This window comes from Rothia endophytica (assembly GCF_928381505.1).
GTDB lineage: Bacteria > Actinomycetota > Actinomycetes > Actinomycetales > Micrococcaceae > Rothia > Rothia endophytica_A.
In genome coordinates, this window is sequence record NZ_CAKMSJ010000007.1 from 36,588 (window position 1) to 51,936 (window position 15,349).

Below are 15,349 nucleotides of genomic sequence, written 5' to 3' on the forward strand. Positions count from 1 at the left end.
TAAGAACCTCCAAGCAGGGGCGGGCTACCTGAAGGTAGCCCGCCCCGGCTTCGTCCAAAAAAAATATATAGGGGCTGGTCTGCATCATCTCTTGGGGGCATATCTAGGTGGTAAGGCCACAGCAAAGTTTCCGCTCGCTGTTGTAGGTGCTCAGGGTAGGGAATAATGAGGGGTAAAGCTCCGTTGCAGTAGAAAGCAACGAAGAAAAGCAAACGTCTCAGGAGAACATATGAGCGAGAATGCACTCGGCAGCATTTTTGGCGGCGCGGCAGGCAGCCTTAACCTTGGCACCACCACAGCCAGCGAACCCGCATCAGGGCCTAACGGTGACGGCACTGTACACAACGTCATCATTGTAGGCTCAGGCCCTGCAGGCTACACAGCAGCTATTTATACAGCCCGTGCTAACCTCTCCCCTCTTCTTTTCGCCTCTTCCATTTCACCCGGTGGCGATCTTATGACTACCACCGAGGTCGAGAACTTTCCCGGCTTTATCGAGGGAATCCAGGGCCCTGAACTCATGACCAATATCGGGGCTCAGGCAGAACGATTTGGTGCCGATATTCGCTACGAGGATGTCGCCTCTGTTGAGCTCGAGGGGCCGGTAAAGAAGGTCGTACTGACCGATGGCTCAGTGTTCCTAGCTAAGACGGTCATCGTGTCTACTGGCTCTGAATACCGCAAGCTGGGTGTGGACGGCGAGCAGCGCCTCTCAGGCCACGGTGTGTCATGGTGTGCAACCTGTGACGGTTTCTTCTTCAAAGAAAAAGCGTTGGCTGTTATCGGTGGTGGAGATTCAGCTTTTGAAGAGGCACTCTTCCTCACTTCTTTTGCTTCCAAGGTTTACCTAGTACACCGCCGCGACACCTTCCGCGCTTCAGACATCATGCAGAAGCGTGCACTGGCCCACGAAAAAATTGAAATCATTCTGGACTCCGAAGTTAAGACCATTAATGGTGAGGACAAGGTTTCCAGCCTTACTCTGACCAACGTCAAGACCGGGGCTGAGACCCAGCTCGAGGTCGAAGGTGTCTTTGTTGCCATTGGCTCTGATCCCCGCACCGACCTGGTCAAGGACCAGCTAGAGCTGAGCGATGCAGGAACCATCGCAGTCCAAGGCCGTTCTTCACGCACCTCTATTGACGGTGTATTCGCTGCTGGGGATGTTATTGACCCCACTTACCGCCAGGCTATTACTGCAGCCGGTTCAGGTTGTGTTGCAGCAATCGATGCTCAGCATTATCTAGAGTCCCTCTAAATCTTCCCTCAGTTTCCCTTTAGAAAGGATCGACCCAATGGCACAGCAAGTAACAGATGCAACCTTCTCAGATGAGGTTCTACGCTCTGACAAGCCGGTTATCGTTGATTTCTGGGCAGAATGGTGCGGCCCCTGCCGCATGGTTGGCCCCGTCATTGATCAGATTGGCGAGGAGTACGGCGACAAGGTCAAGGTACTCAAGCTGGATGTTGAGAACAACCCGGCCACCGCCATGAAGTATGGCATCACTTCTATCCCGGCAATTTATGTTTTCAAGGACGGTGAAGTAGCTAAACAGACCGTTGGCGCTAAGCCTAAGGCTGCTTTAGAACAGGAATTTGCAGAGTTCCTGAAGTAGTAGCTGCATTACAAGAGAGGCGCCCCGGCTCAGCCGGGGCGCCTCTTTGCTGATTGAGACCGCAAGGTTTATTTATAGGTAGCAAACCGTGAACGAGCACGATGGCAGCAAGCTGCCACTCTCACCGGTGTTTCACGTGAAACATCTGTTTTTCTGAGATGTACCCCTACCCTACTCTTCGCCACTAAACGCTTCTCTAGACGAAATGTTCTTGGCAGCCGTATTAGCTACCCTAGCCGACCACAACAAGAGGGAGATAGTGGCGATGTATCCTAGGGCAGTCAGAGCAAAAGCTATAGAGAATTGCTGAACTAAACACATAATCACTGCACAGACGAGCAAGAAAAGCCCTACCCGAGCTGCCAAGGAAACCAATGGCGCAGCCACTTCGTGGGCCTTCTGCCATGCTCGATCGCTAGCAAGGGTGTGCCTTGTCTTGATACCAATCAGCGAATTTCTGGAAAGCTGACCTGTTTTCATAGGCGAGCTCAGCCCCATCAAGGTCAGCGAAACTAACAGCAGCCCACCCATGAAGGGCAGAGTATCAATGAGGTTCATATATTAATTCTCTTATCAGTTTTTTCTCTGGATATTTTTTTCTAATAATAGTCGGTCAAAACAGGACACATATTCAAGATCTATATATAACTCTAAATTCTTCAAAGATTATTTCTGATTCTTCAGTAAATTCCAGACCAGACTTATGAGCTATTTCTTTAAAGAATTCTAAATGATTGTTTTGCCATGATGCGAGGTTTTTATCTTCACCCTCTTTGGAACAGAGAGCAAAATCCACCTCATCAAAGGGCAGTCTATGCACAGCATGAGTTTCAATGACGCAGCTAGGTTGGCCGTGCTCGTTGAGAACGATGGATAAAGAACCCGGCTCTGGTATTGGGGTTTCGGTAGCTTCGTATTCGAACACAGCAGAGGAAGTTGAAGTCTTCTCTCCAGCAAGAATCAAACTCAGCAAGTGAGCAGCCTGATGCGAGCTGGAGCCGAAAGCGAAAGCACCATAACAGTCCGTGTTTGACGGTAAATCGGAGTCTTCCAGGAACCTTTCCCAGTAGTTGTGTATATGCCGCTCCATTTCATCCTTTCATGAATAAACACATAAAGAAGTTGCTTTTATAGCGAGGGAAGCAGGAATCCAAATGGAAGTCTGGGCATCTTCTAGATTGTAATCTTTGTGTTACCAAGAGTTTCTAATGTTTCACGTGAAACACGTATTTAGCGATTATCTATAGGAGGTTTGCCAGGATCATATTCAAGGGAAACTGAATGACTAGAGTTGAAGTTTGGGTTATCAATCTGCGAGACAGTGCCTGATGCAGCAGATCCGTAGAGTGTAATGGGTGCTGCAAGAGCCTCACCCGCAATCTCAACCTTATTTTTAGCGTCCATTACCCTCTTTCCCCTAAGTGCTCTGCGTTGAACCCAAAAGATAGCTAAGAACAAGGGGGTGAGTGACAACATAATAATCGCTAGAAAAATTAAAATTTCCATTTTGACCTCACTTTTGAAAATCATACCAATCTATAACAGGTGAGGCAATAGCATCACAAAAAAGGATGAAACCCTAAAATAAAACTATAAATTATCGCGTATTTTATTTTAAGTAGCTACATCAAGAATTATTTATAAAGAAAAAATATACTAAGTAAAATAGAAAATTATTCATTAAATAATTTTCTAATGAGACAGGACGCCAAGGAGCTATTCTTTTTCTCTCAGCCTACTTCATCCATGCAGTGATTCATGCCAGCATTGTTAGTCATCTTCTTCCCCCTGCTTTCACCAAGGTGGTAAAACATCGGTGAGAAATTGAGAGCGTTATGGGCAAAAGAGAGGTTTTAGGGCTTTGATGCCGAAAATTGAGCCCGTAGATAGCTTTCTAAGAGAGTTTCAGGGAAACCCTGAAGTAAATAGACATGCTGTGCTACCACAGGCTCGCAGAAGGCGTTCTAAGCGTTTTTTACCCTCAAAAGCCCTGAATATAGATCACCAGGCCATGTCGAATGGGGTCTTGAACTAAAAATCGCCCCGCTTAACGAGCGGGGCGATTCAAAGTACATGGATTCTATTTTTTGCGCTGAGGGGTCATCACATCAACGATTCGGTTCAAATCATCAACCGATGCAAACTCGATAGTCATTTTTCCCTTGCGGGCACCCAGATTAATCTTCACCGTAGTATCGAGTCGGTCTGCCAGTAAATCAGCTATAGAGTCCAAACGTTCAGAGTGGCTCTGTGGAGCAGGCTTCTTGCGGTCTTTCTTCGCTTCTTTACCGCTTTCCTGAGCAACAAGTTCCTCCACCGCTCGCACAGACAAGCCTTCATTCACTATCTTTTGCGCGAGGGTTTCAATATCACTTGCCTTTCGCAGGCTAAGTAAAGCGCGTGCATGACCTGAAGATAGCGTGCCTGAAGCTACTCTGCGCTGCACCAGAGCAGGCAGTTTGAGGAGACGAATAGTATTAGAAATCTGTGGTCGTGATCGACCAATGCGCTGCGCCAGTTGCTCCTGCGTCGTCCCAAATTCATCGAGTAGCTGCTGATAGGCGGCAGCTTCTTCAATGGGGTTAAGTTGGGAGCGGTGTAGGTTCTCCAACAGTGCATCACGCAACAGGTCCTGGTCCTGAGTGTCGCGAATAATAGCTGGAATGGTTGTTAGACCGGCTTGTTGGGTAGCTCGCCATCGGCGCTCACCCATAATGAGTTCGTAGGTCTGCTCACCTTTTTCACGGCTGGGGCGAACAACAATAGGCTGCAGGACACCTATCTCCTTAATGGAGTGCACGAGTTCCTGCATATCGTGCTCATCGAAGTCAGTTCGTGGCTGTTTGCGGTTAGGGTGAATATCTGAGACATCTAGCGTTGCAAAGCTAGCTCCGGGTACCGGGAGCAACCCGGGAGCAGCATTTGCTGTTTCGTCACCAAAGAAAAAGTCCACGGGTCTACGAGATGAACTCGAAGAACGCAAAGCAGCGCCCATGTCTGCACGTTTTTTCTTAGATGTTTCACGTGAAACGTCTGCGCCCCGCGCACTTGTACTAACCTTCTGGTTTTGATCGCCAGGCTGTTCCTCCACTGGCTCTTGACGCTCAGTGACTGGTTTGCTCTCGGGAATCAAGGCACCCAATCCCCTACCTAGTCCACGCTTCTTCTCTGCCACGGGCAACCTCCAAAATGCTAGAAACTCTGCTTCTAAGTGTAGTGGAGTATCTGCCAAATAGGGTTTCCTGAGAAGCCGGTCGAGGGGAAAGCCCGATAATCCTTAGATGGATCAAAGTCATTTGGTTTCTACTGCACCTGCCGCACCATCTACATCTCAAAAGTGCCCTTAAATAAGCTACCGGTTCCCTCTATTTCTATAAAGGGAACCGGTAGCATCAAATAATCTATAAACAGTTGATAAAAGTTTATATGCGGTGCGCTATCTCTATTGCAGCCTTGAGATAGGCAAGTGCACCAGTAGATTGAGGGTCGTAACTCATGACCGTTTGCTGGTAACTGGGAGCCTCAGAGACACGGACTGAGCGGGGGATGACGGCCTCCAGCACCTCCTTAGGGAAATGTTCCCTCACTTCTTCAGCCACCTGGGACGAGAGGTTGGTGCGGCCATCATACATCGTTAGCACAATTGTGCTGACGTGAAGATCGGCATTCAGATGCTTTTGAATCATGGAAATATTCTTGAGAAGTTGACTCAGACCTTCAAGAGCGTAGTATTCGCACTGAATAGGAATGAGAACTTCTTGAGATGCTACAAAAGCGTTAATAGTAAGCAGCCCCAAACTGGGTGGGCAGTCGATGAAAATATAGTCTAGACGCGCTTCCCCATTAGCTTCACGTGCCGCCGCGTAATCAGATAGGGCATTTTTGAGTCGGTTTTCACGAGCTACTAGGGATACCAGTTCGATCTCAGCTCCGGCTAAATCTATATTTGCCGGTACGCACCATAGATTCTCTATATCGGGGCAGGGTTTGACGATTTCAATAAGGGGCTTTTCATCGATGAGGGCATCGTAGGTTGAAGGGACTTCAACGCCGTGCTCAATCCCGAGAGCAGTTGAAGCATTTCCCTGAGGGTCATTGTCAATAACAAGTACGTTCATACCCTTTGTGGCAAGCGCAGCGGCAAGATTGACTGCGGTTGAAGTCTTCCCCACTCCGCCTTTCTGATTAGAAATAGCAAAGATTCGGGTGTTCTGAGGCCTCTTCAAAGTCTCCTGAGATAGGGCCTCAAATTGCTGTTTACTGCTATCGCTTTTCTGCAGGGACGAGCTTACTCTCTCTAGCTTTTCACGTGTTTCACGTGAAACATGAGAGCCTCGATCGGGCTTGCTGGCAGCAGCGGGCTCGGGCGGTAAACCAAAGTCAGGAATATTAGCTGGCATATTGGGATTTGTCGGCATTGCTGCCCCCTCTTGAATTGATGATTACATCTCCTGCTACTAGGGTACCTGCAGTTGGCACCGGGCGCATTGATAGGTTATTAATCAGTTTATTATGTTTGTTTTTCGATGTTTCACATGAAACATATGGAACAGTCAAATTTCAAACCAGAAGGATCCTCCGTGTAATCACGGCTCCAGAGCAACCAGGTGAGCAGATGGTTCTTGGTCAATCTAAAAGCTGCATGACACAAAAAGCCCGGAACCTCGATCGAGGTTCCGGGCTTTTATCAAGAGGGGCTAGAGGGTCACACGGACGACCGTGGTGGGTTCTTCCAATAGATTCTCGCCAGCGAGCAGGATTTCAGTTTCCCTAGCGCCGTATTTATTGAGTTTCTTCTTTGCCTTAGTGATTTCTTCGGCAGCCGTACGTCCCTTGAGAGCGAGTAGCTGGCCGGTACCACGAAGGATCGGCAAGGTGATATCCAGCAGCCCTACCAGAGCCGATACGGCACGAGCAGTCACGTAATCTGCTTCAACGTAGCCTACGGCCTGCTCAGCGCGCGAGCGCATAATATCCACATTCTCTAGCCCCAGGTCTTCAACAATCTCGGTAAGCCAGATAACGCGGCGCTCCAGTGGCTCAATCAGGGTGAGTGTCAGATCGGGGCGGGCAATGGCCAGGCAGAGCCCCGGAAGGCCTGCACCGGAGCCTACATCCGCTACCTTTGCCCCCTCTTCAATGAGTTCCTGCACCACAGCACAGTTAAGGACGTGACGCTCCCATAGGCGGGGGACCTCTCGGGGGCCGATAAGCCCCCGCTCAATGCCGCTGGTGGCTAGATGCTCCACATAGCGCTGCGCGACCGGCAGACGGTCTCCAAAGACCTTCTGCGCCGCTTCTAGGGCGTCCCCAGAGAGTACGGGGAGTTCTGTGCTCATATCGCTCACGATTACGCCTCCGAGGCAGCAATGACGATGTGACGGTTAGACCCTGAGCCTTCTGATTCAGAAATCAGACCGTGAGCGGCCACAATATCGTGGACTAGCTTGCGCTCGTAGGGGCCGAGCGGTTCGAGGTGCACATCTTCGCCGGTTTCTTTAGCTTCAGCAATAGCTGCTTCTGCCAGATTGACCAGTGCCTGCTGGCGCCCTGCGCGGTAGTCTGCGATATCAAGGATGAGGCGGGTACGGTTGCCTGTAGCAGCCAGCACTGAAAGGCGCACCAGCTCTTGAAGGGCATCCAGTACTTCGCCGTTTTCGCCTACGAGGGCTTGAAGATCATCGTTGTTACCGTCTTCGGTAACGACCGAGAGGTAGGTGCGACCGTTACGCACTTCGATGTCAATATCACCGTCAATATCAGCGATATCAAGGAATTCTTCGAGGTAGTCAGCGGCGATATCGCCCTCGTCTACCTGCCCCTCTCCACCGTATTCCGCTTCTTCGAAGGTTTCTTCGCCGTCTACCGGGGTTTCAGTTGCTTCAGTCATGATATTTCCTTGAACCTGCCGCTAGTTTTTCTTTTTGTTCTGCTGCTTTTGGCGCTTCTTGCCCATGGGTTGCTGGCGCTGCCCGCGGGCTGCTCGTTCACGGGCGGCTTCGATTTCCTGCTCGTGCTCTTCCTTGGTCTTACCTACGGGGGGAAGACCCTTTTCAGCGCGGCGCTCGTTGAGCTCACGCTCTGCCTGTGAACCGGGGGTGGGGTTGTTGCGGATAACCCAGAACTGCTGGCCAAGTGACCAGAAGTTGGAGACGGTCCAGTAGACCAGCACGCCGAGGGGGAAGTTGATACCGGAGATCGCGAAGACCAGGGGCAGTACGTAGAGCATGATCTGCTGCTGGCGGTACATGGGGGACTGCTTGGCGGCGTCCGACATATTCTTAGCTGAGAGCTGCTTGGTGATGTAGAACTGGGTGGCGCTCATCAGTACTACCATGATGGCTGCAATCAAGATAGTGGCGAAGTGGTTGCCGTCGCCAGGGCGCATCATAGTTGAGAAGAGGGGTGCACCGAAGATGTAGGCGTCGTTGAACTGTTCTACCTTGTCGTTACCAAGAACTAGGATTCCAGCATTTTCGCTAGCTGCTCTGGGGACGCCGTTGAGCACCTGGAAGAGACCAAAGAAGATGGGCATCTGCACGATGATGGGCAGGCAGGACGCCAGCGGATTAGAGCCGGTCTTGCGGTAGAGTTCCATCTGCTCCTGAGCCATAGCCTGGCGGGAGAGCTGGTCGGTTTTGCCCTTGTATTTGGCCTGCAATTTAGCCATTTCAGGCTGAAGTTCTTGCATGCCGCGCATCGATTTAATCTGTTTGACGAAGAGCGGGATAGTGAGGGTACGCATCACGATGGTCAGACCGATGATAGCGAGAATCCAGGTCACACCTGATGCGGCGTCCATACCAATTGCGGTGAAAAGTTCGTGAAATGCCCAGAGAATCGCTGAAACGATCCATTTGAAGGGCCAGAGAATAATGTCCATGTTCTCTCCCTGACTCGGTGATGTGAGCCGGTTGTGGTGGCTGCTCCAGCGTCTTAGTGGGTGTGCTGGTGCGGGTGGTTTAGAAGAATAATTTTAGGTTCTGCCCCGGGGGCAAAAGTCCGTTTACCTGCGGGCACCGGGTCGAGTCCGCCGGTAGCCCAGGGGTGGCAGCGCAGAATTCTGCCTACGGTCAGCGATAGACCGCGCAGGGCGCCGTGAAGGGTAACTGCCTCAAGCCCGTAGGCTGAACAGCTGGGGTAATACCTGCACACGTTGCCGTAGAGCGGCGAGACGATAGTGCGGTACATCTTGATGAACACGATCAGCAGATTCTGAGGAAGGCTGATGACGGCGTGAAAAGCTGAGGTGGGTACAACAAATTCGTGGGGAGCGTTCTCTAGCAGGTGGTCAGCGTCCTGCGGCGTATCTACCGGTGTAGGCATACGGTGTCAGTGCTCCTCTCCCTGAGTAGTTGAGGTGGCGGTAGCTTCAGGGCTTTGTGCTGCTACCGGGGCGGCGTCCAACTTTTTGAGGACGCTGGCAAGTGCGCTGTCGAGATCATTGGACAGCTGGAGGTAGTCCGCATGAGCCGCTGCGGGGAGTGCCCTTATAACCAGCGAATAGCCGTTCGGGTGCTTAGATACAAAGGGGGTAATCAGCTCTCTGAGGCGGCGTTTAGTTTTATTGCGGGTTACGGCGTTACCCACCGATTTTGAAACGATGAAACCAATGCTGGTTGTTTCTCCGGGTGTTTTGACCGTATATAGAACTAAGTTCCGACGCCCTGAGCGGGCGCCGGAACGTGTAGTTTTTGAGAATTGAGCTTTCGCTCGCATCCGGTGCTGCTGTGCCAGCACGTAGATCCCCTTTCGGGTCGGTCTTGGCTCGGCGGGCTGCGTTTTCACGCGGGCCTGCTGGTGAGGCGCACGGCCGATTGAGGATGAAAGCCTTATGCTGAGAGGCTTGCGCGGTTCTTTGAACGACGGTTCGAAAGAATTGCGCGGCCTGCACGGGTGCGCATACGAAGACGGAAGCCGTGCTTCTTGGCGCGACGGCGGTTATTCGGCTGGAAAGTCCGCTTGCTCATTTGGTTACTCCACAACGGTTGGTACGGGGGCCAACCTTTCAACAGTTCTTCGAACAGGTTGACGCTTCTTGCGAGTGCAGTAGATAAATCCCGGTTGAATTCGAGAACCTAGCACCCGGGTTTGGGCATAGTCCTATCACACTTTGACTAACCAACTCTAGAAGAGTTGGTGATATAAGGTCAAGCCCGCTCAGGCTAGGTCTTTAATCACAGCCTATTGAGAGAGTTTACCCACACCTGTGGATAGCTCCCCACATTCTTACCCCAAGTCTGGATTATCCACAGGTGTCCTGAAAAAGTTGTAAGTTACATCTTTTCCCATTTTAAGCTGGCGGTGCGCCCTTTAATCACATACTGTGAACAGGTATTCCCCTCACATAATCACAAGTTTTCCACCCTGTGGATAAACCTGTGTGAGAATAGTGGATAGTTGCCAGTAGGCAAGGGAAATTTTTAATAATATTTGGCGGAGGAGCTGTATTGAGCGACTATCTGGACCCGGAGCTGCAGAAGAAGTGGATGCACCTGGTGACTCTGTTGCGCGCAGATACGGGGGTCGCTCAGCGCTATCGTGCCCATATTGGTCTTGCGCAGCCCCACGCTTTTATGGGGAATGTTCTGCTGATCGCGGTACCCAATGAGCTAACGCGCGATACTTTTCAGCACGCTCTCAAGGAGTCGCTGAGGGAAGCCATTACTTCTACCTTCGGTCCGGCGGTCAACGAGGCCTTCATCATTGATGCCAGCTTGAATAACACTGCCGTGCAACATCCCGCTCCGGCACCGGTCAACGAAGCTCCGTCTTATCTGCAGACCCCTCCCGCAGAGAAGGTTCAGACCCAGCACCATGCTGAGATGCCTTCTTTAGCGGAGAATCATCAAACTTCTCAGGCATCTATCGAAGCGGAGCGTGTGCCAGCAAACCCTTCCTTTAGCGAGGAAATAGCCCACGATGCAAGGGAAGAAGCTGAAGATCGAGAGGATTCCTTTGATGCGGTGGTCCCAGCGGACGCCGCGGAGACCACTACCTGGGACTCTACCGCCAGGCTAAACCCAAAATATACGTTCGATAGCTTTGTTATTGGGCAGTCCAACCGTTTTGCTCATGCAGCCGCTTTTGCGGTCTCGGAAACCCCGGCGTCCGCCTATAACCCGCTCTTTATCTACGGCGGCTCAGGGTTGGGAAAGACTCACCTACTGCACGCTATTGGTCACTATGCCAAGAGCCTCTACCCTGGCCTGCGCGTTCGCTATGTGAACTCTGAGGAGTTCACCAACGATTTCATCAATTCAATTATGAATAAGAACGACACCTCCTTTAAGCAGATCTACCGCAATGTAGACATGCTTTTGATTGATGACATCCAGTTCTTAGCGGGCAAGGACAGCACGCAGGAAGAGTTTTTCCATACCTTCAATGCGCTGCATAACCACCAGAAACAGGTTGTCATCACCTCGGATCTGCCCCCTAAGCAGCTGACCGGTTTTGCAGAGCGTATGAGATCACGTTTCGAGTGGGGTCTGATTACCGATGTCCAGCCCCCTGAGCTCGAAACTCGAATCGCCATTTTGAGCAAGAAAGCTCAGAACGATGGGCTCAATGTTCCTGATGACGTCATGGAATACATTGCTTCCCATATTTCTACCAACATTCGTGAGCTGGAGGGCGCCCTCATTCGTGTGACAGCTTGGGCGTCTTTGCAGAGTCAGCCCGTCGATATGCAGCTGGCGGAGCAAGTGCTCAAAGACCTGTTATTAGACAACGGCACCCAAGAGATTACGGCTTCCCAGATTTTGACGGCGACCGCTGAGTATTTTGAGGTTTCGGTAGAAGAGCTACAGTCAAAGTCACGCAGCCGCACGCTGGTTAATGCTCGTCAGATTGCTATGTACCTCCTGCGCGAGCTCACCGAGATGTCTCTACCTCGAATTGGACAGGAGTTAGGGGGGCGTGACCATACGACTGTCATGTACGCCTACCGGAAGATTCACGATCTCATGGCTGAACGTCGATCAACGTTTAACCAGGTCACAGAGCTAACCAACCGCATCAAACAAGGATCAAAAGACAGTAAGTAGCCCAGAAATAGGCCTGTGGATAACTCGGTGTACGCGGCTCGATTTGTTGTGGACGTTAAGTGAATAGATATTCATATATTGTGCACTTCAGATAGTGCATAAATATTCATCCACTATTCATTCACACTGACAGCCTGTTTATTCCACAGCGGTTACACAAGCACTTCCTTGATTTTCAGGGGCTATAGCCTGTTTTCCACAGATTTCACAGGGGTTATTAACACTATTAATCCTTAAAGAAAAAATCAAATAACAAATTTATCTTCCTCTCATCCTGCGTGGTGTACTGGTTCTTGTAATTACACGGATCTTTCTCCTGGAGGGTTGGCTGCTGTAATTACATTTTTTAGAGAGCTACCCCTCTGCTCAGACTGTAGGTAGCGCTACCTCTTTCCGGTAGACTGAAACACTGGTTTACGCCCGCCTTTTTGGGCCTATCTTGTTTTTGATTGGAAGGTACCTCAGCGTGAAATTCACTGTTGAACGCGAAACTCTTGTTGATGCCGTCACCTGGACTGCACGCTCGCTCTCACCCCGCCCTCCGGTACCTGTCCTTTCAGGTCTCATGATCAGAGCTACTTCGGGTGAAGTATCCATTGCCAGCTTCGATTACGAAACTTCTGCCAAACTCAAAATTTCAGCTGATGTCGCAGAAGAAGGTGAAGCTCTGGTCTCTGGCCGCCTTCTGGCCGACATCTGCCGTGCATTGCCCAAGAGCGATGTCACCTTTGAACTGCGCGAGGGGAAAGTCCATCTAAGCTGCGGTTCATCAAATTTCAACCTGTCATCAATGCCCGTTGCTGACTACCCTGAACTTCCGGGCCTTCCTGAAATTTCAGGCACCGTTGAGGGAACAGAATTTGCTAAAGCAGTTAGCCAGGTTTCTGTCGCCGCTTCTAAGGATGACACTTTGCCGATCTTGACCGGCGTCCGCATGGAAATCGAGGGCGACACCATTACCCTGCTAGCGACTGACCGCTACCGCCTAGCGATGCGTGAGCTCACCTGGTCACCCACAGACCCCTCAATCTCAACCGCTGCTTTGGTGAAAGCTAAAACGATGAGTGAAGTTGCCAAAACTCTGGGCGGAGCAGGTGAACTATCAATAGCACTCTCCGATGCTCACGAACTGATTGGTTTTGAATCAGATTCCCGCCGTACTACTAGCTTGCTAGTAGATGGTGAATACCCCAAGATTCGCGCACTTTTCCCCGAACAAACACCTATTCACGCTATTGTTCGCACCTCTGATTTGGTTGAGGCTGTACGCCGTGTATCCCTGGTTGCCGAGCGCAATACCCCGGTACGACTTGCCTTTACACAGGGTCAGGTTACTCTGGATGCTGGAACCGGCGAGGACGCTCAGGCTACCGAGGTTCTACAAGCACAGTTGCACGGTGAAGACATCACTGTTGCCTTCAACCCCAGCTACCTTTCTGAAGGTCTTAACACCTTCTCAGGTAATAAGTTTGTGCGTTTTTCCTTCACCGCTGCCCCTAAACCCGTTGTCCTTTCAGAGCAGGATGACTGGCAATCAGAAGACGATAAGAACTACCGTTATCTGCTGATGCCTATCCGCCTGCAAAACCAATAAAAATCTCTTAGCTCGTCAGAGCAGTTTTCTAAGGAGCGCTTTTCTGTACATCGACCATATTTCGTTGATGGACTTTCGCACCTACCGGCTGCTGAATCTGCCTCTTTCCCCCGGCGTATCGGTGTTTCTTGGCTCCAACGGTGTGGGAAAAACTAACATCGTTGAAGCCATCGACTACACCGCTAACTTGGCATCTCATCGGGTGAGTCAAGATTCTCCGTTGGTCAGAGTGGGGGCAGAGCGCGCCTACATCAGAACTCGCACAGTGCGGGGATCTCAGCAGACTGTTATGGAGTTTGAGCTGGCTCCGGGTAAGAGCAATCGTGTGCGCATCAACCGTGCAGCCCCTGTGCGCGCCCGTGAGGCCCTAGGAATAACCCGCACGGTTCTCTTCTCGCCCGAGGACTTGCAACTCGTTAAAGGAGAGCCTGCGGGGCGTAGGAGGTTCCTTGATGACCTAGCGGTTGCTCTTCGTCCTGCGGTTGCCGGTTACCGTGCGGACTACGAGAGGGTACTGCGCCAGCGTAATTCCTTACTCAAATCAATACGTTCTCGTCGACCTTCAGCCGAAGAAGATCTGCACACCCTTGAGGTGTGGAATCGCCAGCTGGCGGAGGCCGGATCTCACCTCTTACAGGCTCGCTTGCGGGTGCTCGCCCAGCTGCTCCCCCAGCTACAGCGTGCCTACGGTGAACTCACCGATGGGTCTAAAACGGCCTCAACAGTGTACGAGTCATCAGTATTTCCGCCTATCTCTAGCGCAGTTTTATCGAGAGCAGCACTGATGGGTGTAGATGATATCCGCGAAGCCATGCTGCGGTCTTTTGCAGAAAAGCGATCCGAAGAATTGGAACGTGGGGTTACTTTGGTAGGGCCCCATCGCGATGAAATTGTGCTTGAGCTGGGTGGAATTCCTGTGCGCGGTTATGCCTCTCATGGTGAGAGCTGGTCTTATGCTTTAGCCCTTAAACTAGCGGCTTGGTACGTGCACCTGGCCGATAACCTAGCCCCCGGCGCCTCCCCTATTCTTATCCTTGATGATGTTTTTGCAGAGCTAGATTCTGCCCGTAGGCACCGGTTAGGTTCTATTGTGGCTGATGCTGAGCAGGTTCTGGTGACCTGTGCTGTAGCTAATGACTTACCCGAGGAACTGGGAGACTATCAACTGATCAGGGTTGAACCTGGCACAGCAGAAGTAGTCGATTCAGCGCCTCTGCACAATATTTCAAGTTAGGCATATTTGATGGCCCCATCTGAAGATATGTATGAAAAGGAATATAATAAAAGAGCTTATGTGTCGGAAGACGTTGATGCCCCCCACGCGCTTCTAAGTCGCATCCGGGCCGCAAAAGAAGCCCGAGGCGAGCGTAGAATCCAGGGGGCTGCAGGGCAAAAAATTATCAAAGATTTTAGTAAGGTCATCAACGCTGAGCCTGGCGAGCGAGTGCGCCGCTTTAGCGCTAGCACAAACCGCTACCAGATGGGTGGCTACAGTGGGCCTGGTAAAAGCGCGCGTGACCCCCAGGGTTTGAGCGGCATATTAGACAGAGTCATTATGGAACGCGGCTGGTCAACGCCCGTAGCAGTATCGTCTGTGCTGACTCGCTGGGAAATGTTGGTAGGGGCTCAGCTGGCAAACAAGAGTAAACCAGAATCATTTGACGATGGTGTGGTTGTGGTCAGATGCGAATCCACCGCCTGGGCCGTTGAAATGCGCCGCATGAAATATGACATTATTCGCCGTATCAATGAGGAATTGGGCGGTGAAATAGTGAAAGACATTCAGGCTCACGGGCCCAATGCCCCCTCGTGGAAGAAGGGGCGCAGAGTTGCTCCGGGCGGAAGAGGGCCAAGAGATACTTACGGATAGAACCCCCATAACTACCGGTGGTAAAAATTCGTTTCTACGCCTCTGAGGCGCCACCCATGTAAGAACCCCCTTGTTTGGGGGTTGGCGGGCTTATAGCGACAAATAAACCTTATCTGCAGGGTTTACCCCCTTCTACTACCTTACAAAAAGGCTCAAAAATCGCTCTGTGCGGTAGAATTGTTGAGAATGAGTGCGCCTTGTGCGCGCAGGTTCCTGCGAT

17 protein-coding genes are annotated in these 15,349 nt (G+C 51.1%); 6 read left to right on the forward strand and 11 right to left on the reverse strand.

The annotated features are described in order from the left end of the window. Positions 1-229: 229 nt before the first annotated feature. The gene (gene trxB / locus L6990_RS08855; RefSeq protein WP_237203761.1) at positions 230-1,258 is read left to right on the forward strand and encodes a thioredoxin-disulfide reductase; all 1,029 of its coding nucleotides are present in this window, start codon (positions 230-232) and stop codon (positions 1,256-1,258) included. A 37-nt stretch (positions 1,259-1,295) separates the two neighbouring features. Next, a complete protein-coding gene (gene trxA / locus L6990_RS08860) occupies positions 1,296-1,616 on the forward strand; it encodes a thioredoxin (protein ID WP_237203762.1) in 321 nt (106 codons plus the stop codon). A 171-nt stretch (positions 1,617-1,787) separates the two neighbouring features. On the opposite strand, the gene L6990_RS08865 is transcribed toward trxA, so the two are convergent. The 11 genes from L6990_RS08865 to rpmH all read right to left on the reverse strand — a co-directional run bounded on the left by L6990_RS08865 (position 1,788) and on the right by rpmH (position 9,586). Then, positions 1,788-2,174 (reverse strand): SdpI family protein, encoded by a 387-nt coding sequence (locus L6990_RS08865; protein ID WP_237203763.1) that lies wholly within the window; start codon positions 2,172-2,174, stop codon positions 1,788-1,790. A 73-nt stretch (positions 2,175-2,247) separates the two neighbouring features. Further along, positions 2,248-2,589 carry an ASCH domain-containing protein gene (locus tag L6990_RS08870; protein WP_237203764.1) on the reverse strand — a complete coding sequence of 114 codons (342 nt, stop codon included), beginning with the start codon at positions 2,587-2,589 and terminating at the stop codon, positions 2,248-2,250. 257 nt (positions 2,590-2,846) lie between these two features. After that, positions 2,847-3,122 (reverse strand): hypothetical protein, encoded by a 276-nt coding sequence (locus L6990_RS08875; RefSeq protein WP_237203765.1) that lies wholly within the window; start codon positions 3,120-3,122, stop codon positions 2,847-2,849. A 574-nt stretch (positions 3,123-3,696) separates the two neighbouring features. Further along, complete coding sequence (locus tag L6990_RS08880; RefSeq protein ID WP_237203766.1) at positions 3,697-4,791, reverse strand: ParB/RepB/Spo0J family partition protein; 1,095 nt, start codon at positions 4,789-4,791, stop codon at positions 3,697-3,699. A gap of 247 nt (positions 4,792-5,038) precedes the next feature. Beyond that, on the reverse strand, positions 5,039-6,016 hold the full coding sequence (locus L6990_RS08885; RefSeq protein WP_237203841.1) for a ParA family protein: 978 nt from the start codon (positions 6,014-6,016) through the stop codon (positions 5,039-5,041). A 297-nt stretch (positions 6,017-6,313) separates the two neighbouring features. Beyond that, the gene (gene rsmG / locus L6990_RS08890) at positions 6,314-6,955 is read right to left on the reverse strand and encodes a 16S rRNA (guanine(527)-N(7))-methyltransferase RsmG (RefSeq protein ID WP_237203767.1); all 642 of its coding nucleotides are present in this window, start codon (positions 6,953-6,955) and stop codon (positions 6,314-6,316) included. An 11-nt stretch (positions 6,956-6,966) separates the two neighbouring features. Beyond that, on the reverse strand, positions 6,967-7,506 hold the full coding sequence (locus tag L6990_RS08895) for a Jag family protein (RefSeq protein ID WP_237203768.1): 540 nt from the start codon (positions 7,504-7,506) through the stop codon (positions 6,967-6,969). Between the two features lie 21 nt (positions 7,507-7,527). Continuing rightward, complete coding sequence (gene yidC / locus L6990_RS08900) at positions 7,528-8,499, reverse strand: membrane protein insertase YidC (protein ID WP_237203769.1); 972 nt, start codon at positions 8,497-8,499, stop codon at positions 7,528-7,530. Between the two features lie 53 nt (positions 8,500-8,552). Next, positions 8,553-8,942: a membrane protein insertion efficiency factor YidD gene (gene yidD, locus L6990_RS08905; RefSeq protein ID WP_237203770.1), complete on the reverse strand. Its 390-nt coding sequence runs from the start codon at positions 8,940-8,942 to the stop codon at positions 8,553-8,555. A 6-nt stretch (positions 8,943-8,948) separates the two neighbouring features. Then, on the reverse strand, positions 8,949-9,356 hold the full coding sequence (rnpA, locus tag L6990_RS08910) for a ribonuclease P protein component (RefSeq protein ID WP_237203771.1): 408 nt from the start codon (positions 9,354-9,356) through the stop codon (positions 8,949-8,951). Between the two features lie 92 nt (positions 9,357-9,448). Next, positions 9,449-9,586: a 50S ribosomal protein L34 gene (gene rpmH / locus L6990_RS08915; protein ID WP_237203772.1), complete on the reverse strand. Its 138-nt coding sequence runs from the start codon at positions 9,584-9,586 to the stop codon at positions 9,449-9,451. A 519-nt stretch (positions 9,587-10,105) separates the two neighbouring features. On the opposite strand from rpmH, the gene dnaA reads away from it, so the two are divergent. The 4 genes from dnaA to L6990_RS08935 all read left to right on the forward strand — a co-directional run bounded on the left by dnaA (position 10,106) and on the right by L6990_RS08935 (position 15,129). After that, the gene (gene dnaA / locus L6990_RS08920) at positions 10,106-11,665 is read left to right on the forward strand and encodes a chromosomal replication initiator protein DnaA (protein ID WP_237203842.1); all 1,560 of its coding nucleotides are present in this window, start codon (positions 10,106-10,108) and stop codon (positions 11,663-11,665) included. A 466-nt stretch (positions 11,666-12,131) separates the two neighbouring features. Next, positions 12,132-13,259, forward strand: coding sequence for a DNA polymerase III subunit beta (gene dnaN / locus L6990_RS08925; RefSeq protein WP_237203773.1), 1,128 nt, complete (start codon positions 12,132-12,134; stop codon positions 13,257-13,259). A gap of 43 nt (positions 13,260-13,302) precedes the next feature. Next, positions 13,303-14,493 carry a DNA replication/repair protein RecF gene (gene recF / locus L6990_RS08930; RefSeq protein WP_237203843.1) on the forward strand — a complete coding sequence of 397 codons (1,191 nt, stop codon included), beginning with the start codon at positions 13,303-13,305 and terminating at the stop codon, positions 14,491-14,493. Between the two features lie 60 nt (positions 14,494-14,553). After that, positions 14,554-15,129, forward strand: a complete 576-nt coding sequence (locus tag L6990_RS08935; RefSeq protein ID WP_237203774.1) for a DUF721 domain-containing protein — start codon at positions 14,554-14,556, stop codon at positions 15,127-15,129. Positions 15,130-15,349 lie beyond the last annotated feature (220 nt).